Origin of the sequence: Tabrizicola sp. TH137, from assembly GCF_002855575.1 — a bacterium.
In the GTDB taxonomy this organism is placed as follows: Bacteria; Pseudomonadota; Alphaproteobacteria; order Rhodobacterales; family Rhodobacteraceae; genus Paragemmobacter.
In genome coordinates, this window is the sequence record NZ_PKRQ01000002.1 from 588,900 (window position 1) to 607,003 (window position 18,104).

The window sequence follows — 18,104 nt, forward strand, 5'->3', positions numbered from 1 at the left end:
GCCCGTCCCCTGGCGGGGGCAAGCGGGCTTTGGTCGGACGGGGGGCCGACCTGCGGCCCCTGCTTGCATGGATCGTGCCGTCAGCGATGGCGGCGCAGAAGAAGACGCCAGAGGAGGAGGAGCGCGGCGGTGACGGGGCTGAGTGAGAGCGGTCAGAGCCGGGGTCAGAGCGGATCAATATCGCCCGCTGCGCGGGTGGCGTGGAAATCGGCCACGAAGGCAGCGAGGCGCTGGCTCGCAATGGCATCGCGCAGGCCCTGCATCAGTTCCTGATAGTAATGCAGGTTGTGCCATGTCAGCAGCATGCCCGAAATCATCTCGCCCGCCTTGAAGACATGGTGCAGATAGGCGCGGGAATAGCCGGTGCAGGCGGGACAGGTGCAGGTCTCGTCCAGCGGGCGCGGGTCGTCCTGATGTCGGGCGTTCTTGATGTTGACCTGCCCTCGCCGCGTCCAGGCCTGCCCCGTGCGGCCGGAGCGGGAGGGGAGGACGCAATCCATCATGTCGATCCCGCGTTCCACCGCACCCACGATATCGTCAGGCTTGCCCACGCCCATCAGATAGCGGGGCTTGTCCACGGGCAGGAATCCGGGGGCGTAGTCGAGGACGGAGAACATCGCCTCCTGCCCCTCGCCCACGGCAAGGCCGCCCACGGCATAGCCGTCAAAGCCGATCTGTTGCAGGGCGATGGCGGATTCCTCGCGCAGGTCGCGGGTGACGCCGCCCTGCATGATGCCGAAGAGGGCGTGACCGGGACGGTCGCCGAAGGCATCGCGCGACCGCTGCGCCCATCGCATGGACAGGCGCATGGATTTCGCCACCTCTTCCTCCGTCGCGGGCAGCGCGGGGCATTCGTCAAAGCACATCACGATATCGGAGCCGAGGAGTTTCTGGATCTCCATGCTGCGTTCGGGGGTCAGCATGTGGCGCGACCCGTCGATATGCGAGGAGAAGCGCACGCCTTCCTCGGTCAGCTTGCGCAGGGAGGCCAGCGACATGACCTGAAACCCGCCGCTGTCCGTCAGGATGGGGCGATCCCAGTTCATGAATTTGTGCAACCCGCCAAGGCGGGCGATGCGTTCGGCGCTGGGGCGCAGCATCAGGTGATAGGTATTGCCCAGCAGGATATCGGCCCCGGTGGCGCGGACACTGTCGGGCAGCATGGCCTTGACGGTGGCGGCGGTGCCCACCGGCATGAAGGCGGGGGTGCGGATATCGCCCCGCGTGGTGTGGATGATCCCTGTGCGCGCCGCGCCGTCCGTTGCGTGAAGCGTGAAGCCGAAGCCCTGCGCCATGATCGGGGTCCCTTTCCGCGAAAGCGCCCCCTCATGGCGCAAAGGCGGGCACGGGGGCAAGAGGCAAAGCGATCAGTGCCGTCTCCGCCCCGGCGGGCGCGGGGGCGGCAGGCCGTCGCCTTCCTCCAGCGCGCGGCGCAGGCGGCGGATCAGCACGCCGCGCGCGCGGTCATCGGGGGTGGCGCGCAGGGCATCGTCGATATCGAGCATCAGGCGCGAGACATCGTTGTGCCAGTCCAGCCGCGCCACCTGATCGGGGGCAAGGCGCGGCGGCACCTCGCTGGCGCGGCGGATGACCCCGTCGGGTGTCAGGTCGAACGACTCGTCCAGCGCGGGTATCACAAGCCGTTCGGCCTGCACCAGCCCGGAGACACGGGCCGCCAGGCCCGCCATCGCCTCTTCCTCGCCATGCGTGAGGAAGAGCCCGGCCCGGATCGGCAGGCGTTCCCCCAGCCAGGCGGCCAGTTCCGGCCCGTCGGCATGGCCGGAATAGAGGTCGATGGAGCGGACGCGGGCGCGCACCGGGAAGGCCTCGCCCTGTATCCGCACCTCATGCACCCCGTCCTGAAGCAGGCGGCCCAGCGTGCCTTCGGCCTGGAAGCCCACAAGGAGGAGTGTCGCCTCCTCTTTCCACAGCCAGTTCTTCAAATGGTGGCGGATGCGTCCCGCCTCGCACATGCCCGAGGCGGCGAGGATGATGTGGAACCCGCGCGCCGAGGCGAGGGCGCGGGATTGCTCGACCGTCTCGGTGAAGCGCAGGTGGTGATCCTGCAACCCGGCGACCAGCGCGCGGCCATTCTCCAGCTCGGCCGCGTGGCGGCGGAAGATGGCGGTGGCCTTGCCGGCAAGAGGGCTGTCCACATGGATGGGGCAGAAGGGAATGTCGCCCGCCATCATCATGGTGGTGAGATCGGCGATCAGTTCCTGCGCCCGTTCCACCGCGAAAGTCGGGATCAGGAGGACGCCATCCTCGCGCCAGGCGGCCGTCACCTCGGCACGCAGGGTGGCGCGGCGGGCGGGGGCCGAGGCGTCGATCCGGTCCACATCGCCATAGGTGCTTTCGCAGATGACGTAATCCACCCCCGACGGCCCTTCGGGATCGGGCTGGAGGAGCTTGGTATCCGGCCCTATATCGCCCGAAAAGAGCACGCGCAGGGGCGGATCGGCGATCTCCACCTCCACCGAGGCGGAGCCGAGGAGATGGCCCGCATTCCAGAACCGCGCCCTGAGACCGGGCAGAACCTCCACCCATTCGTCCAGATCATGGCTGCGGAATTGCTCCAGCGTGCGGGCGGCATCCTGGCTGTCATAGATCGGCACCACCTCCTCGCCGCCACGGCGGCGGGTGCGGCGGTTGAGCATCTCGACCTCGGTCTCCTGGATATGGGCGCTGTCGGGGAGCATGACGCCGCAGAGGTCCACCGTGGCGGCCGTGGCATGGATGGGGCCGGTAAAGCCGTCCTTCACCAGTTTCGGCAAGAGACCGGAATGGTCGATATGGGCATGGGTGAGGATGACGGCGTCGATCCGTTCGGCCTCGAAGGGAAAGGGGCGGTAATTCAGGGCCTTTTCCGTCTTCGATCCCTGGAACATGCCGCAATCGACGAGGATCGTCCCCTGCCCCGTGTGCAGCCGGAAACAGGACCCCGTCACCCCGCGCGCCGCGCCGTGGAAGGAAAGGATGGGATGGGTCATGGGTCTAGTCCAGGATCTGGAACTGCACCTCGACGGGGGTGCAGTCGCGGCCATTGATCGGGATCATGTCCTGCGGGCAGGTGGACATGACCACCACGCAGTCCAGCACCGCGCGCAGGATGACATGGTCACCGGGGCGCGACAGCGGCTCGCCCCAGGTGATGCTGCCGTCCGGGTTGATGGGAATGTTCATCCAGAGGTTCAGGGGTGCGGGCACCTGCGGGCAGGGAAAGCCGATCATGGACAGCGCGGCATGCAGATTGTCGGTGCAATTGTCGTGATAGCCCTTGCAGCCGAGCGACTGGTAGCGGTGCAGGTCGCAGGCGGCAATGACGGTATCATGCCGGCCGGGAGAGGTATCTTCTTCCAGAATGAGAATCGGGCGGCGCCGGTTGGTGACCAGCGCATCGCCCTGTCCGGGGAAGACGGAGCCGAGGAAGGCATGCAGATGTTCCATCGACATCGCCTCTGTCGGGTCGGCGGCGTTGAAGGCCCAGGTATCCACGACCTGGCTGCCATGGGTGTTGACGATGCGGATCGCCTGACCGGCCCTGAGCCGCACCGCCCGCCCCTGCCGTGCCGGAACCGTTTCCATCATCGCCCTCCGCCTGATTGCGGGCAGGATGGGCCTGATGGGGCGCGGAAACAAGCCTTGGCGGCGGGTCAGGCGGCATCCTCGCGCAGCCAATCGGCGATGGAGGGCAGCAGCGGGCGGAAATAGGCGATCATCCGCCCCGGCGGATCGGCCTCGGCCCCGTCGCGCCAGCGGGCCACGCCATGGATCAGATGGCGGTGCAGGATGACGGCCGTTCCGGGGTCACCGGGCAGTTCGATCCGGGGGCAGGTGTCAAAGACCTCGCGCCGGGCGGCCTGATAGGCCTCGGTGATGTCATGCGTATCGGGGGCGCCCTCGCTGGCGGTGAAGGCCGCCCGCAGCGCCGCGCCGATCAGGCGATGGCTGCCCTCCCAGACCACCAGAGGTGCCGCATCGGCATCGGCGCGGTTCAGCGGCAGCCCGACGATCCAGCCATGCGGTTCCTTGACCATGCGCCGTTTCTGCGGCCCGACGGGCAGCAGCCCGTCGAGATGGGCCGCATCGCGGGTGAGGCGGAAGCGGAAGGCGGCCTCGGTCTCTTCCTCGCCCTGACGGGGATAGCCGGGACGGGTGACGGAAAGCTGCGCCGGGTGGAGCGGTTCGGGAGAAAGGCCCAGCTCCGCCCAGGGAAAGGCCGCGCCGCCGATGGCCCCGTCGGGGCCGTTGGGCAGCGCGTCAAGGCCCACGAACCATGTCCCGCCGCAGCGCCAGGCCTCGGCACTGCTGGTGACGGCTTGTTCGGCCACCGGCCGTGCCGCCGCGGCCCAGGCAGCGATGCCCGGCCCTGCCACCCGCCGCCAGCCTTGCGCATCCGTCATATCGGCCATGCCCATCCCCTGCCCCATCCGTCATCAGAATGACACTGGACCCGGGCAGGGAAAAGGCGTATCCGCTGCGGCTCTTTTTCGATCGGGATCATTGTCATGTCCGCCCCTTCCGCCTCCGCCACCGGTGACAGCATCCTGCGCCCGGCCCTTGTGCTGGGCCTTCTGTCCTGCGTCGGCCCCTTTGCCATCGACATGTATCTGCCCGCCATGCCGCAGATCGGGGCGGCGCTTGGCACCTCCATCCCGGCGATGCAGACGACGATCACCGCCTATTTCATCGCCTTCGGCCTGGCGCAGCTTGTCTATGGGCCCTGGGCCGACCAGGCGGGACGGAAGCCGCCGCTTTACGCGGGGCTGGCGATCTTTCTTGCGGGGTCGGTGCTCTGCACCTTTGCGCCCAGCATCGAATGGCTGATCGCCGGGCGGTTCGTGCAGGGTCTGGGCGGGGCGGCGCTGATGGTGGTGCCGCGCGCCATCATCCGCGACATGTATACCGGCCATGCCGCGACGCGGCTGATGGCGGCGGTGATGCTGGTCATTTCGGTTTCGCCCATGCTGGCACCGCTGGCCGGGGCGGGGCTGATGCAGGTGACGGGCTGGCGCGGCATCTTCGCCACCCTTTTGGTCGCGGGGGTGGCAAGCCTGCTGATGCTGGCCCTCGCCCAGCCCGAGACCCTGCGCCCGGAGCAGCGCCAGCGCCTTGACCTTGCAGCGATGCGGCGCGGTGCGGCGCGGCTTCTGGGCGACCGGGTCTTCATGGGGCTGACCTTCCTCGGCGGTTTCGGAATGGCGAGCTTTTTCGTCTTCATCGCCTCGGCGAGCTTTGTCTATACGCAGGCCTTCGGCCTGTCGCCGACCGGTTTTTCGCTGGCCTTCGCGGTGAATGCGCTGGGCTTCTTCGCGGCCTCGCAGGCGGCGGGCGGCCTTGGCCTGCGCTTTGGCGCGCGGCGGGTGATCGGGCTGGCAACGCTGGGCTTTGCCGGGTTCACGGCGCTGCTTCTGGCATTGGGGCTGCTGGGTCTGGCCACGCTGGCCGTCTGCATCGGCGGGCTGTTCCTGGCCAATGCCTGCCTCGGGCTGATCATCCCCACGACCATGGTGATGGCGCTGGAGGAGCATGGCGAGATCGCCGGTCTGGCCTCCTCGCTGGGCGGGACGCTGCAAATGCTGGCCGGGGGCGTGATGATCGCGGCAACGGGGCCGTTCTTCGACGGGACGGTGGTGCCGATGCTGGCGGCCATCGCGCTGTGCGGGGTGCTGGCGCTGCTGCTGTCGCGGCTGGCGCTGGCGGGGCGTCAGGCGGCCTGAACCGCCACTTCGGCCAAGGCCTGTTCCACGAGCGGGATACCCGCACCGGGGCGGGACGCACCTTCCGACAGCACCCGCCGCCATCCCCTTGCACCGGGCTGGCCGTGGAAGAGGCCCAGCATGTGGCGGGTGATCTGATGCAGTCTGCCGCCCGCCGCGAGATGGCGGTCGATGTAAGGCAGCATGGCATGGACCACCGCCACCGCGTCTATCCCCGGCCCATCGCCCCAGAGCGTATCGGCCCCGATCAGCACCCGCCCCGGTTCGTGATAGGCGGCGCGGCCGATCATCACGCCGTCAAGCCCCGTCTTCAGCAGATCGCGCGCCTGATCGAGGCTGGTGATGCCGCCATTGATGCAGATCGTCAGATGCGGAAATTCCGCCTTCATGCGCTGCACGAGAGGATAGTCGAGCGGCGGGATTTCCCGGTTCTCCTTCGGTGAGAGGCCCTGCAACCACGCCTTGCGGGCATGTATGACGAAATGCCTGACCCCGGCGGATGAAACCTTGGAAAGGAAGTCGGGCAGCACCTCTTCGGGGCGCTGGTCATCGACCCCGATCCGGCATTTCACCGTCACCGGCACGGGGCTGGCCTCCAGCATCGCCGCCACGCAATCGGCCACCAGCGCGGGGCGTTCCATCAGCACCGCGCCGAAACAGCCCGATTGCACGCGGTCCGACGGGCAGCCGACATTCAGGTTGATCTCGTCATAGCCGTAGGGGGCCGCCAGCCGCACGGCCTGCCGCAGTTCCGCCGGGTCCGAGCCGCCCAGTTGCAGGGCGACGGGGTGTTCCTCGTCGCTATAGCCCAGCAAGCGGTCACGGTCGCCATGCACCACGGCAGGGGCGGTGACCATCTCGGTATAGAGCATGGCGCGGCGCGTCATCAGCCGGTGGAAGAACCGGCAATGCCGATCCGTCCAGTCCATCATGGGCGCAACCGAAAGGCGCGCGGCCTGTGCCACGCGATCTGCCGCTGTCAAGCTGGGGGCGCTGCCTGTCATGCCGTCCTGTCTGGATTCCACCATCTCGCGCGCCCCTAGCACGGCAGGGCGGGAAAGACCACCAGGGGCTAGCCGGCAAGCCGGGTGCCGGCCCAGACCAGCGCCATCAGGATGGGCTGGTGGATCAGGTAGATGGCCAGCGAATGCCGCCCCGGCCAGGCCAGCCGCCGCAAAATCCCGCCCGGCTGCCAGCGCGCCAGACGCGCCCAGAGCCCGAGCGCGCCGATCACCCGCGCCGCCGCCATCCCCGCAAGGAAGGCCGCGAGCCAGGGGAAGACCGGGACGAAATCCATCGACCACGGCACCTTTGTCCCGAGCCCGGTCCACACGGCCCAGAGCGGGTTCAACGCCTCGAAGCCGAGGCTGCGGTCGGCCAGCACCACGCCCCCCGCCAGCAGCGCCAGAACCGGCCAGGGCAGGAAGATGAGCGCCATGCCGATCAGGCTGGCCAGCGCGATGGAATGCAGGATGCCGAAGAAGATGAAGGCTTGCGGCAGCACCGCAAGCGTCGCCCCCGAGACGACGATTGCCGCCCCCGCCACGCGCAGGAAACGCCGCCAGAAGGCAGGCCAGCGCCGCCCCTCGCCATGGGCGAGGACCAGACTCACCCCCGCGAGGAAGAGGAAGCTTCCCGCCACCAGCCGGGCGAAGACGGCCCAACCGCCGGTGACAGTCGTGCCGGGGGCAAGATGGCCGAACAGTTCCAGATCGAAGGTGAAATGGAAGACGACCATCCCGAGCAGCGCAAGGCTGCGGGCCAGATCGACGGCGATCAGACGATGGCCCTTGCTTTCCTTCAAAATTCCCGTCCCCGCTGGATGGCCACCCGCTGTTTGTGGGTTTTTTCCGGGCGGATCACAAGCGCCACACCGGCCCGGCAAGCAGGCCCGCGCCAGCTTTCGCGGATTGACTTCGCCCCGTTGCTGTGCGCCCATCGTTACAGGGAACCGGGACGAGGCGTAAACCTCGCCATACAAATGTCATCCGAATACGACGATCAGAACGCCATCCATGCCATCTCTGAAACCCTGACGGGCGGCCGTCGGGGTGTCGTGAGCCGCGAGCATGTGTCGGCCCTTGCCTCCGAAGTGCTGCGGCAGGTTGCCCGCCGCGCGGTGGAGATCCGCAAGGCCAAGGACCGGGCCGCCATCCTGGCCGCCGCCATGGCCCTGACCTCGGGCAGCGAGCAGGAGGCGTCGGCGGCGCTGGAGTCGCTGGATGATCCGCTGAACGGGCTGGACCGATTCATCTCCGAGCGTCTTGGCCCGATTGCCAAGGAGATCGGCGATCTGTGGACCACCGACCGCATCTCCTTCCTTCAGGCCACGGTGGGTGCGGCGCGCATCTATTCCTATCTCCGTTATCGCCGCCGCCCGACCCTGCCGTCGGAGCGCGGCCTGCGCAAATCGGCCACTTTCGCGCTGGTGCCGGGCGATATGCATACGCTGGGCATTTCGGCGGCAACGGATGTGTTCCGCGCCCGGGGCTGGGATATCACCCTGCTCATCGGGCAAAGCCATGACGAGATGAACGCCCAGTTCGAAGCCTCGCAGGATCTGCTCTTCGGCTTTTCGGCGGGGTCCGACCATTCCCTCGCCGCGCTGGGGCGGCTGGTCGTGGCGCTGACGGTGGCGCGGCCGGCGGCGCAGGTCCTTGTCTCCGGGCAGATCGCGACCGAGCCCGGTGCGGTTCTGGCCCTGCCGGGGGTGGATTTCTGCGATGCCGACATGGAAGGCGCCGCGCGCTGGCTTGAGGCGCAGGTTGCCGTCCACCCGGACTGACGGGCGCCTGCCGCACGCCCCCGTCTGATCACGCCACTATTTCGGAACCGCCCCGCCCTGCCGGTTGGACAGCCGTCGGGGCGACACGCCATAGCGCTGGCGGAAGGCCTTGGTGAAGGTATTGGTCGCGTTGAAGCCGCAGCCATAGGCCACTTCCGCGACCGGCAGGTCGGTTTCCGTCAACAGCGCGCGGGCGCGTTCAAGGCGCAGGCCGTTCAGATATTGCTTCGGCGACATGCCGATATAGCGCTGGAACAGCCGTTCCACCTGACGGCGCGACACGCCCATGGCGGCGGCGACGGATTCGATATCGACGCCCTGTTCCAGATTCTCCTCGAATTTGCGGATCACCTCGACAAGCACCGGGTTGCGGATGCCCAGCGTGCTGGAGAGCGACATGCGCTGACGCAGGTCGGCGGGGCGCTGCTGGCCGTGCAGGCACATCTTCAGCACCGCATCGGCAAGCCGGTCGCCGTAATTCTTGGCCACGATCTCGATGAAGAGATCGGTCGCGGCGGCGCCCCCGGCACAGGTCAGGATGCGGCCGTCGATGCAGTAAAGCTGTTCCAGCGGGCGCAGATGGCCGAAGGTTTCCGCGAAGGGGGGCAGGTTCTCCCAATGCAGGGTGAAGCGCCGCCCCTCCAGGATGCCCGCCTTGGCCAAAGCATAGGCCCCTGTGCACAGCCCCCCGACCGTGCGGCCCAGCCGCCATTGCTGGCGCAGCCAGTCGGCCACCTTGCGGCTGGCGGATTTCTCTGGCTCCACCCCCGCGCAGACAAAGATCATCGCCTTGGGCTTCGTCTCGGCCAGCGGGCCATCGACATGCAGTTTCACCCCGTTGGAACAGGCCACCGCCGCGCCGCTTTCCGACAGCACCTCCCATTCGAACAGCATCTGGCCCGCAAGCTGGTTGGCGATGCGCAGGGGTTCGATAGCCGAGGAAAAGGCGATCAGCGAAAAGTCGGCCAGCAGGACGAATGTCATGTGCAGCGGTTCGGCCACCTGCGGCACCGCCACATGCGCCACGCCCTTGGGAACGAAATTCGCCGTCATGCCGCGCTCCATCCTGCCGTCACCCGTTCAAGCCGCCCTGTCATGCGCCCTGCCCTGCGCCAAGGTCGCGCGAAGCGAAGGCCCAGTCGCGGAAGGCCTGTGCCGCCCGCGCCTGCACGCCCTCCGCCCCCGGACCGGCGACAAGGTGATAGCCGTGATCCTCCAGCACCGAAACCGCCGACAATTGCACCAGACGCCCGGCCGCCAGATCGTCGCGGATCATCGCCAGCGGGCAGAGCGCCACCCCCTGCCCGGCCAGCGTGGCCGCGCGCAGCAGGTTGAAATCCTCGAACACCGGCGCGGCGGGCTGCATCGGCAGGGGCACCCCCATCCGGCGGAACCAGGCCGACCAGCCGGAATGATCCGTGTCATGCAGAAGGCCCAACGAGAGGTATTCCGAAGGCCGCTCCGGCCGCCGCCCGGCGGGCAGGATGGCGGGGCTGCACACAGGGACGCTTGCCCCCGACAGGAAGGGCTCCGCCCGCCCTTCGGCCAGATCGGGCTGCCCCCGCGCGAAGACGAAGGCGAGATGGACATCGCGGAAATCAATATCCCTTCCGTGCATGGCATAGACCACCCTTATCTCCACCTCCGGATGCGCCGCCCGGAACCCGGCCAGCCGCGGGATCAGCCAGCAGACCGCGACCGAAGGGATGGCCGCGATTACCAGCGGCCCCGCCTTCATCCCCGCCTTCGCGCGCCCGCAGGCGGCCTCCATCTCGGCCAGCGACAGGCCCACGGCCCGTGCCAGTTCCGCCCCATGCGGCAACAGGCGCGGCCGTCCCCCGTCACGGTCGAAGAGCGGGCCGCCCAGCCAATCCTCCAGATGCCTTATCTGGTGGCTGACCGCCGATTGCGTGACGAAAAGTAATTCCGCCGCCGCCTTGAACGATCCTGTCTTCACCACCGCATCCAAGGATCGCAAGGCGTTCAGTGGAATCTGCATGACAGGCGCCCCAAGGACAAATGAGATTTTCTCATCCATCGCATGAGAAAGCCTCTTTTGACAATCACCCCCGCGCGGCGGAGTTATCCAGGCCAGAGCATCCCGCGACGGAGACCGGACATGGAACGCGAAAGACTGCAAAACTACGTCGGCAATGGCGACCGCCCCGCCCCCACCTTTTCCGACGCCGAAATGCAGCGGCGGCTGGACGCGATCCGCAAGGTGATGGCCGACAAGGAGATCGACGCGGCGCTTTTCACCTCCTATCACAATATCAACTACTATTCAGATTTCATGTTCTGCCAGTTCGGGCGGCGCTACGGCCTGCTGGTGGATCACGCCATCTCCACCTCCATCTCGGCGGGGATCGACGGCGGCCAGCCCTGGCGGCGCACCTTTGGCGGGCGCAATGTCACCTATACCGACTGGCAGAAGGACAACTATTTCCACGCCATCCGCCAGTTGACGGGCGGGGTGAAGCGGCTGGGGATCGAATACGACCACATCACCATCGACACGCTGGCGCTGCTGAAATCCGAATTCCCGCAGATGGAATTCGTGGACATTGCCGCCCCGGCCATGCGCCTGCGGATGATCAAATCCGCCGAGGAAATCGCCCATATCGAAAAGATGACCCGCATCGCCGATATCGGCGGCGCGGCCTGCGTGGAAGCCACGCAGGTCGGCGTGCCGGAACATGAGGTGGCGCTGCATTCCACCGCCACGATGGTGCGCGAGATCGCCCGCATCTGGCCGGAGGGCGAACTTCTGGACACCTGGACCTGGTTCCAGTCGGGTATCAACACCGATGGCGCGCATAACCCCGTCACCTCGCGCCGGATCGAGCGGGGGGATATCCTGTCGCTGAACTGCTTCCCGATGGTTGCGGGCTATTACGTGGCGCTGGAACGCACGCTCTTCGCCGAAACCGCGACGGACGAACATCTGCGGCTGTGGGATTTCAACTGCCGCGTCCATGACCGCGGCAAGGAATTGCTGGTTCCGGGCAACCGGTGCAGCGACGTGGCGAAGGAATTGAACGAGATGTATGCGGCGGAAAACCTGCTGCAATATCGCAGCTTCGGCTATGGCCATTCCTTCGGCGTGCTCTGCCATTACTATGGCCGCGAAGCGGGGCTGGAGTTGCGCGAGGATTGCGACACGGTGCTGGAACCCGGCATGGTTGTCAGCATGGAGCCGATGATCACCATCCCCAACCACCTGCCGGGCGCGGGCGGCTATCGTGAGCATGACATCCTTGTCATCACCGAAAGCGGCAACCGCAACATCACCGGCTTCCCCTACGGACCGGAGCACCTGATCGTGGGCCAGCGCGGGAGGAAGGCGGCGGAGTGACGCCTCGATCCGTCCCGAGAAAAACCGGGATCACTTTCGCCGATCCCGGTTTTTCGGCACGATTTCAAGCTTGATTTCGGACTTTCCTCAACTCGCGTAAGACTTCAGTCCAATAGAAAGCGACTTGTCTTGGGTGAATCGACTAATATGCTCGGTGTGAGTTTCTTTCTACAGCCCGGCAAGATAGCCACACGCCAGAGCGAGTACCTTATGTCAAAAGTCGCGAACCTGATTTCGGCCGCATTTCTTTTCCTTTCCGGTCCGGCGCACTCGGCAACGGTCATCACGCTTGATCCGCAATTTGGCGGCCGGGTATCGGCGGGGGGTATAGTTCAGCAAAGCTTTTTCAATGCTGGTTTCACCAGTTTCTACGGCGATGTATTCCGTCTCTTTGCGGTCTTTGATCTGTCAAGCCTGCCCTCATCGCTTGGCGCATTGCAGTCCGCGAGGATGATGATTGCCGGCGGCAGTCTGGTGTCGCACGAAAATGAACGACTGCTCCTCGGCTCAATGATCGGGACGCTAAGCGATTTCAACAAGACGGCTTTGCCCGGGACCTCACCTCCCTCGCTTGATCGCAGTCTTTATCCCAGGACAAATGTTACGGAATATGGCGAAGCCTTGCTTGCCAGCACGCCAACAGAAAGCAGCTTTGCCGGACCCATCACCCGTTATTCTGAGTTCAGCATTGACCTGAATTCAACGGCCTTAGCCGATATTCAGGCCGCAATCGGCAGTGCATCGGGCCTGTTCGGCGTTTCAGGAATGCTGGACCGGCGCTATGCGCTTGCGGTCACGCATTCCTTTGACGCTCCAAGACCCAACGGTCTCCGCCTATCCCTTGCCTTTGCAGAGCGCGAAACTCCCCCGCTGAACCCGGTGCCTCTGCCCGGCACCGCATCACTTCTCCTTGTCGGCCTTGCCATTGCAGGGATCGGAGGCATGCGAAAGAGAAAGGCGGTCGCCTGAGCGCGGGCCATCCCCCAAAGTGACACGGACGGAAAAAGTGGTGCCCCCAGAGGGGCTCGAACCCCCGACCCCCTGATTACAAATCAGGTGCTCTACCAGCTGAGCTATAGAGGCACACCGGGGATGGAAATAGCCGCTTTCCGGGGGGCGTGCAAGGCGGGGGGGCGCGCAAGGCGCGGTCAGGCGCGGTTCGCCCGCGCCAGTGCCGCGACGGCGGCAAGGCCCACGGCCATCACCACCAGCGCGGCGGGCGCGGCTTCGCCGAGCCTCTCAAGGCTCGCCAGTTCATAGACCCGCGTCGCCAGCGTGTTGAAATTGAAGGGGCGCAGAAGCAGCGTCGCGGGCAGTTCCTTCACGCAATCGACAAAGACGACCAGCAGCGCCGTCGCCACCGACCCCCGCATCAGCGGCAGATAGATCGCCCCCAGCGTGCCGCCCGCGCTGCGCCCCAGGGACCGTGCCGCCATCGGCAGGTTGGGCGACACCCGCCCGAAGGCCGCATCCACCGCGCCTTGCGCGATCCCGAAGAAGCGCACGCCATAGGCCAGTACGATCGCCCCCGCCGTGCCCGTCATGATCAGCCCCGGATCCCAGCCCGTCAGCGCCAGAACCGCATCCGCCACCCGGTTATCCAGCGCCGCCAGCGGCACCAGAAGGCCCACCGCCAGCACCGCCCCCGGCGCGGCATAGCCCAGCGTCGTGAGCGGCAGCACCACCCGCGCCACGCCCCGCCCGGCCATCCGCACGGCATAGACGAGGAAGAGCGCCGCCCCCACCGTCAGCACCGCCGCCAGCCCGCCCACAAGAAGCGTGTTCCACAGCGCGTCAAACAAGCCGGGCGCGATCCAGACTTCGGGATTGGCCAGCGAATGATCCAGCATCACCGCCACCGGCAGCAGGAACCCCAGCGCGAAGGGTAGGAAGCAGAGCGCGAAGGCAACCCATCCCCGCGCGCCGGAAAGCGGCGTGCGCTCCACCGGGCGCTGCGACCGCCCCATCCGGTAGAATCGCGCATTGCGCCGCCCCGTGCGCTCCAGCGCCACCAGCAGGAAGATCAGCATGAGGATCACCCCCGCGATCTGCGCCGCCCCGCCTGCGTTGTTGCCATTGAGCCAGGTGGAAAAGACCCCCGTCGTCAGGGTCTGGATGCCGAAATAGCTGACCGTGCCGTAATCGGCGACCGTCTCCATCAGGGCCAGCGCCACCCCTGTCGCGATGGCGGGCCGTGCCAGGGGCAGGCCCACCCGGAAGAACAGGCCCCAGGGCCCCGCCCCCAGGGCGCGGGCCACTTCGTAACCGCAGCCCGACATCTCGCGGAAGGCCGCGCGGGCGAGGAGATAGACGTAAGGATAAAGCGCAAAGGAGAGGACAAGGATCGCCATCTCGGCCGACCGCACCTCGGGGAACCAGTAGTCGCGCGCCGTCTGCCACCCCATCGCGGCGCGCAGCGCGCCCTGCACGGGGCCTGCATATTGCAGGAAATCGACAAGAGCATAGGCCCCGACATAGGCCGGAATCGCCAGCGGAAAGAGCAGCGCATGATCCAGCCAGCGCGCGCCGGGGAAGCGGTACATCGTCACCAGCCAGGCCGCCCCCGTCCCCACGGCTGCCGTCAGCACGCCCACGCCCAGCATCAGATAGACTGTGGTGCCGAAATAGCGCGGCAGCACGGTGGACAGCAGATGCGGCCAGATGTTCTCGGTCGGGTGCAGCGCGATCCAGAGGACCGACAGCATCGGCGCCAGCACGATGGCGGCAATCAGCACCGCCCCGACGGACCATCCGTCCAGCCGCGGCCAGCGCAAGGGAACCCGACTGTTTTGCTTGGTCATCATGGGCGCAGGCTGTAACCGAAACCGGTTTCCCTGTCCAGAAAAGCCCGTATATTCGGCGTGAATACAGGGCAGAGAGCAGTTCAGTCCCCATGCGTATCGTTTACCACCTCGGTGCCCATTGCACGGATGACGAAAGACTTGTCCGCTGCCTGTGGAAGAACCGCGAAAGCCTGTCGCGCCAGGGCATCATCGTCCCCGCGCCCACCCGTTATCGCACGCTCTTGCGCGATACCGCCGTCACGCTGAAAGGCCGCGCCGCGAGCCGCGACACCCAGGCGGTGGTGCTGGATCAGATCATGGACGAGGATCGCGCCGACCGTCTGATCCTGTCCTGGGAGAATTTCCTCAGCTATCCGCAATGGGTGATCCGGTCCAACCGCCTGTATCCGGCAGCGGCGGAGCGGATTCGCGCCTTCACCCAGATTTTCCCCGAGATAGAGGCCGAATTCCATCTGGCCATCCGCAACCTCGCCTCCTTCCTGCCCGCCCTGATGAGCCGCCTTCCCGGCAGAAGCTATGACGAGGTGATGGGCGGCGCAGAGCCGCGCACGCTGAGCTGGTTCCGCCTGATCGAGGAGGTCCGCACCCTGAACCCCGAGGCCAATCTCACCATCTGGTGCGACGAGGATACGCCGCTGATTTGGCCCGAGGTTCTGGATGCCGTGTCAGGCCATGCGCCCGGTACGCAACTGGCCGAGACGGAGGATCTTCTGGCCGAGATCATGTCCGCCGAAGGGCTGGACAGGATGCGCGCCTATCTGCGGGGCAACCCGCCCTCATCGGTGATGCAGCGGCGGCGGATCGTTTCCGCCTTTCTGGACAAGTTCGCCCTGACCGATCAGGTGGACATGGAGCTTGACCTGCCCGGCTGGGATGACGAGATGGTGGCCACCCTGACCGAGAATTACCATATCGACATCGCCAAGATCCGGGCGACGCCGGGGGTGACCTTCCTGTCGGCCTGACCCCCGGCTGCGCCTGTCACTGCATCCCGAGCGCCGCCTTGTACATTTCCAGCACCGCCTCTTCCTCGGCGATCTCGTCCGGCTTGCGCTTGCGCAGGGCGATCACCTTGCGCATGACCTTGGTGTCATAGCCGCGGCCCTTCGCTTCGGCGAAAAGCTCCTTCTCCTGCTCGGCGATGTCCTTCTTTTCGGCGGCAAGCTGTTCGGCGCGTTCGATGAACTGGCGCAGTTCGTCGGCTGTGACGTTATAGGCGTCGGTCGGGTCGCTCATCCTGCCCTCGTATCTGTGCTGGAACCTGGGAGACCTTCCCTAACCCGCCTCGCCCTCCGGGTTCAAGCCACCCCGGACCGGCCCGGCACCTTGCCAGAGCGACCGGCCCGCGCTACCACCCGCCCGCAGGCAAGGCCGTCGGAGGCGCGGGATGGACTATGTGATCTGGGGCGGCGCGGCGCTGACGATGCTCGGCGTGGCGGGGCTGATGTGGTGCGTCGTGCTGGGGGTGCGGGCGAAACGCTCCGGCCTTCCGGATGCCGAGGTGAAGGCGCAGCTTGCGCGGGTGGTGGCGATCAACCTCGCCGCGCTGGCGATTTCGGCGCTGGGGCTGATGGCGGTCATCTTCGGCGTGATCCTGAGCGCCTGACCCGCCCTGTCAGGCGGCGAAGCTGCGCCCCTCGCCGATCAGCCGGTCCAGAAGCGGCGCGGGCGCGTAAAGCGCGGGCGCCTCGGCCGCCCAAACCTTCAGGTCGCGCCGCAGCACCAGAAGGCCGCGCCGGTCGGCCTGATGCATCGGCCCGCCGGTCCAGCGGGCCACGATGCCCGCGGCAATGGCCACCGTATCCACCACCGCCGCATCGCGGGCCACACCCGCCTCGATCAGCCGCGCGCCCGCATTGGCCATCGCGCCAAAGCAGCGCCGCGCGATCACCTCTTCCACCGCCGAAGGCCTGCCGCCCCGCCCCTCCCCCGCGATCCCGGCCAGTGACAGGGCCTGTGCGATCACGGCACGCGGCACCTTGCGCGCCTCCATATGCGCCACCGCCTCGGCCAGCGCCGTGGCCAGCGCGGCGGAAACCGGGCCGCCGGGGCCGACAGGGATCACCTGCCAGCCCAGCCGCCGCGCCAGCGCCACCGCAAGCGCCGCCCGCGCCGGCGGCGCGCCCTCCAGCACCAGTTCGGCCAGCGGCTGCGCCTGTTCGACCAGTGACAGCGCCATGCCCCCCGGCGGCGGCATCACCCCGAGCGCCAGCACGGCCCGTGGCGCGGGCAGCACCAGATCGTCGCGGGTGGTGATCACCACATCCGCCTCGCCCAGCCGCGCCGGGCCGATGGCCGGGGCCAGCCGCGCCCAATCGGCATCGCGGGCGGCGGGGGTCATGCGGCCGGCCTGCACCTCGGCCTCCTGCGCGGCGGCGATGGCTTCCAGCGCGGCGACCAGCGCCTCGCGCTGCGGATCGGCCAGCATCACTGCCAACCCCGATTGCAGCGCCCGCCGCGCCAGCGTGGCGGCCGCCCCGCCCGCCCCCCAGATCGCCAGCCGCTGCGGAACCGGCGCCTCGATCCGCGCCACCGCAGGCGGCAGCCGCCGCGCCGCGCGTTCGGCCCGGAAGGCATGGCGCAGCCCCGCCGATTCTGGCGCGGCCAGCAGATCGCCGAAAGCCGCCGACTCGAAGGCCAGCCCCTGTTCCAGCGGCAGCAGAAGCGCCGCCTCCACGCAGTCGATGATCCGCCCCGGAGCGGGCAGCCGCGCCCCCGCCCGCGCCTGCCGCGCGGCGTCCAGCGCGGCGCGATAGGCCCCCACGTCGCGGAACCCGTCGCGCAATTCGCCCGAGCGCCGCCATGTCCCCGCCTGCGCCAGCGCCAGCGCCGCCGCCCGGGCGGCGGGAACGGCCTCGGTCCCGGTCGGGATCACCCGGTCGATCAGGCCGATGGCCAGCGCCTCGACCGCGCCGATCACCCGCCCCGACAGCATCAGGTCCAGTGCCGCGACCCCTCCCACCAGGCGCGGCAGGCGCTGCGTCCCGCCCGCCCCCGGCAAAAGGCCCAGATGCACCTCGGGCAGCGACATCTGCGCCGCCTCTGTCGCCAGCCGCAGATGGGATGCCAGCGCCAGTTCCAGCCCGCCGCCCAGGGCAGGACCGGAGAGCAGCACAACGACGGGGATCGGCAGGTCCTCGATCCGCGAACAGAGCGCCGAAAGCGAAGGGGCGGCGGTCGCCTGTCCGAATTCCGCGATATCCGCCCCGGCAGAAAAAAGCGCACCCTCCCCCCGCAACAGCACGGCAGCGGCATCCCCGGCCTCTGCCTGATCGAGCGCGGCGGCAAGACCCGCGCGCAGCGCCGCGCCAAGCGCATTCACCGGGGGATGGGCGATCACGATTTCCAGAAGCGCGCCGATCCGCGCCACCCGCACCTTCTCGCCCTCAGGCCCCAGACCCGACATACTGCCTGCCCTTCCTTTCCGCCCGCCCCGAAGG

17 protein-coding genes and 1 tRNA gene are annotated in these 18,104 nt (G+C 67.5%); 6 read left to right on the plus strand and 12 right to left on the minus strand.

What is annotated here, in order from left to right; translation table 11 throughout:
• Positions 1-164: 164 nt before the first annotated feature.
• The 4 genes from tgt to C0V75_RS08265 all read right to left on the minus strand — a co-directional run bounded on the left by tgt (position 165) and on the right by C0V75_RS08265 (position 4,412).
• On the minus strand, positions 165-1,295 hold the full coding sequence (tgt, locus tag C0V75_RS08250) for a tRNA guanosine(34) transglycosylase Tgt (RefSeq protein WP_101920405.1): 1,131 nt from the start codon (positions 1,293-1,295) through the stop codon (positions 165-167).
• Between the two features lie 72 nt (positions 1,296-1,367).
• A complete protein-coding gene (locus C0V75_RS08255) occupies positions 1,368-2,990 on the minus strand; it encodes an MBL fold metallo-hydrolase (RefSeq protein WP_101920406.1) in 1,623 nt (540 codons plus the stop codon).
• Positions 2,991-2,994: 4 nt separating this feature from the next.
• Positions 2,995-3,588, minus strand: a complete 594-nt coding sequence (locus C0V75_RS08260) for a DUF1989 domain-containing protein (protein ID WP_216821427.1) — start codon at positions 3,586-3,588, stop codon at positions 2,995-2,997.
• Positions 3,589-3,653: 65 nt separating this feature from the next.
• The gene (locus C0V75_RS08265; RefSeq protein WP_101920770.1) at positions 3,654-4,412 is read right to left on the minus strand and encodes a hypothetical protein; all 759 of its coding nucleotides are present in this window, start codon (positions 4,410-4,412) and stop codon (positions 3,654-3,656) included.
• Between the two features lie 96 nt (positions 4,413-4,508).
• Between C0V75_RS08265 and C0V75_RS08270 the strand changes: the two genes are divergently transcribed.
• Entirely contained in the window at positions 4,509-5,720 is a 1,212-nt protein-coding gene (locus tag C0V75_RS08270) for a multidrug effflux MFS transporter (RefSeq protein ID WP_101920408.1), read from the plus strand.
• Here C0V75_RS08270 and dusA read toward each other — a convergent pair.
• Together dusA and C0V75_RS08280 are read right to left on the minus strand one after the other, a co-directional pair.
• Complete coding sequence (gene dusA / locus C0V75_RS08275; RefSeq protein WP_101920409.1) at positions 5,708-6,724, minus strand: tRNA dihydrouridine(20/20a) synthase DusA; 1,017 nt, start codon at positions 6,722-6,724, stop codon at positions 5,708-5,710. The two genes, C0V75_RS08270 and dusA, sit on opposite strands and share 13 nt — an antisense overlap.
• 68 nt (positions 6,725-6,792) lie before the next feature.
• Positions 6,793-7,524 carry a heparan-alpha-glucosaminide N-acetyltransferase gene (locus C0V75_RS08280; protein ID WP_101920410.1) on the minus strand — a complete coding sequence of 244 codons (732 nt, stop codon included), beginning with the start codon at positions 7,522-7,524 and terminating at the stop codon, positions 6,793-6,795.
• A 177-nt stretch (positions 7,525-7,701) separates the two neighbouring features.
• On the opposite strand from C0V75_RS08280, the gene C0V75_RS08285 reads away from it, so the two are divergent.
• Positions 7,702-8,505, plus strand: a complete 804-nt coding sequence (locus C0V75_RS08285; protein WP_101920411.1) for a B12-binding domain-containing protein — start codon at positions 7,702-7,704, stop codon at positions 8,503-8,505.
• 36 nt (positions 8,506-8,541) lie between these two features.
• Here the strand turns inward: C0V75_RS08285 and C0V75_RS08290 are convergent, their stop codons facing one another.
• Positions 8,542-9,558, minus strand: a complete 1,017-nt coding sequence (locus tag C0V75_RS08290; protein ID WP_254216407.1) for a GlxA family transcriptional regulator — start codon at positions 9,556-9,558, stop codon at positions 8,542-8,544.
• A gap of 40 nt (positions 9,559-9,598) precedes the next feature.
• Complete coding sequence (locus C0V75_RS08295) at positions 9,599-10,504, minus strand: LysR substrate-binding domain-containing protein (RefSeq protein WP_101920771.1); 906 nt, start codon at positions 10,502-10,504, stop codon at positions 9,599-9,601.
• A gap of 120 nt (positions 10,505-10,624) precedes the next feature.
• Between C0V75_RS08295 and C0V75_RS08300 the strand changes: the two genes are divergently transcribed.
• Together C0V75_RS08300 and C0V75_RS08305 are read left to right on the plus strand one after the other, a co-directional pair.
• Entirely contained in the window at positions 10,625-11,860 is a 1,236-nt protein-coding gene (locus C0V75_RS08300) for an aminopeptidase P family protein (protein ID WP_101920413.1), read from the plus strand.
• 147 nt (positions 11,861-12,007) lie between these two features.
• Positions 12,008-12,829 (plus strand): PEP-CTERM sorting domain-containing protein, encoded by an 822-nt coding sequence (locus tag C0V75_RS08305; protein ID WP_101920414.1) that lies wholly within the window; start codon positions 12,008-12,010, stop codon positions 12,827-12,829.
• A 38-nt stretch (positions 12,830-12,867) separates the two neighbouring features.
• Here C0V75_RS08305 and C0V75_RS08310 read toward each other — a convergent pair.
• Both C0V75_RS08310 and C0V75_RS08315 read right to left on the minus strand, forming a co-directional pair.
• Positions 12,868-12,943 (minus strand) — tRNA-Thr (locus C0V75_RS08310).
• Between the two features lie 65 nt (positions 12,944-13,008).
• Complete coding sequence (locus C0V75_RS08315) at positions 13,009-14,661, minus strand: iron ABC transporter permease (protein ID WP_101920772.1); 1,653 nt, start codon at positions 14,659-14,661, stop codon at positions 13,009-13,011.
• A gap of 92 nt (positions 14,662-14,753) precedes the next feature.
• Between C0V75_RS08315 and C0V75_RS08320 the strand changes: the two genes are divergently transcribed.
• Entirely contained in the window at positions 14,754-15,629 is an 876-nt protein-coding gene (locus C0V75_RS08320; RefSeq protein WP_101920415.1) for a hypothetical protein, read from the plus strand.
• A 16-nt stretch (positions 15,630-15,645) separates the two neighbouring features.
• Here the strand turns inward: C0V75_RS08320 and C0V75_RS08325 are convergent, their stop codons facing one another.
• A complete protein-coding gene (locus C0V75_RS08325) occupies positions 15,646-15,900 on the minus strand; it encodes a DUF2312 domain-containing protein (RefSeq protein ID WP_101920416.1) in 255 nt (84 codons plus the stop codon).
• Positions 15,901-16,051: 151 nt separating this feature from the next.
• On the opposite strand from C0V75_RS08325, the gene C0V75_RS08330 reads away from it, so the two are divergent.
• Positions 16,052-16,270 carry a hypothetical protein gene (locus C0V75_RS08330; RefSeq protein ID WP_101920417.1) on the plus strand — a complete coding sequence of 73 codons (219 nt, stop codon included), beginning with the start codon at positions 16,052-16,054 and terminating at the stop codon, positions 16,268-16,270.
• A gap of 9 nt (positions 16,271-16,279) precedes the next feature.
• Here C0V75_RS08330 and C0V75_RS24040 read toward each other — a convergent pair whose 3' ends face one another.
• On the minus strand, positions 16,280-18,070 hold the full coding sequence (locus tag C0V75_RS24040) for an enoyl-CoA hydratase-related protein (protein WP_158241805.1): 1,791 nt from the start codon (positions 18,068-18,070) through the stop codon (positions 16,280-16,282).
• Positions 18,071-18,104: the final 34 nt, after the last annotated feature.

Coding starts and splice junctions, on each gene's coding strand:
- tgt (WP_101920405.1), bottom strand. CDS start 1,295: ATGGCGCAGGGCTTCGGCTTCACGCTTCACGCAACGGACGGCGCGGCG.
- C0V75_RS08255 (WP_101920406.1), bottom strand. CDS start 2,990: ATGACCCATCCCATCCTTTCCTTCCACGGCGCGGCGCGCGGGGTGACG.
- C0V75_RS08260 (WP_216821427.1), bottom strand. CDS start 3,588: ATGATGGAAACGGTTCCGGCACGGCAGGGGCGGGCGGTGCGGCTCAGG.
- C0V75_RS08265 (WP_101920770.1), bottom strand. CDS start 4,412: ATGGCCGATATGACGGATGCGCAAGGCTGGCGGCGGGTGGCAGGGCCG.
- C0V75_RS08270 (WP_101920408.1), top strand. CDS start 4,509: ATGTCCGCCCCTTCCGCCTCCGCCACCGGTGACAGCATCCTGCGCCCG.
- dusA (WP_101920409.1), bottom strand. CDS start 6,724: ATGACAGGCAGCGCCCCCAGCTTGACAGCGGCAGATCGCGTGGCACAG.
- C0V75_RS08285 (WP_101920411.1), top strand. CDS start 7,702: ATGTCATCCGAATACGACGATCAGAACGCCATCCATGCCATCTCTGAA.
- C0V75_RS08290 (WP_254216407.1), bottom strand. CDS start 9,558: ATGACGGCGAATTTCGTTCCCAAGGGCGTGGCGCATGTGGCGGTGCCG.
- C0V75_RS08295 (WP_101920771.1), bottom strand. CDS start 10,504: ATGCAGATTCCACTGAACGCCTTGCGATCCTTGGATGCGGTGGTGAAG.
- C0V75_RS08300 (WP_101920413.1), top strand. CDS start 10,625: ATGGAACGCGAAAGACTGCAAAACTACGTCGGCAATGGCGACCGCCCC.
- C0V75_RS08305 (WP_101920414.1), top strand. CDS start 12,008: ATGCTCGGTGTGAGTTTCTTTCTACAGCCCGGCAAGATAGCCACACGC.
- C0V75_RS08315 (WP_101920772.1), bottom strand. CDS start 14,661: ATGACCAAGCAAAACAGTCGGGTTCCCTTGCGCTGGCCGCGGCTGGAC.
- C0V75_RS08320 (WP_101920415.1), top strand. CDS start 14,754: ATGCGTATCGTTTACCACCTCGGTGCCCATTGCACGGATGACGAAAGA.
- C0V75_RS08325 (WP_101920416.1), bottom strand. CDS start 15,900: ATGAGCGACCCGACCGACGCCTATAACGTCACAGCCGACGAACTGCGC.
- C0V75_RS08330 (WP_101920417.1), top strand. CDS start 16,052: ATGGACTATGTGATCTGGGGCGGCGCGGCGCTGACGATGCTCGGCGTG.
- C0V75_RS24040 (WP_158241805.1), bottom strand. CDS start 18,070: ATGTCGGGTCTGGGGCCTGAGGGCGAGAAGGTGCGGGTGGCGCGGATC.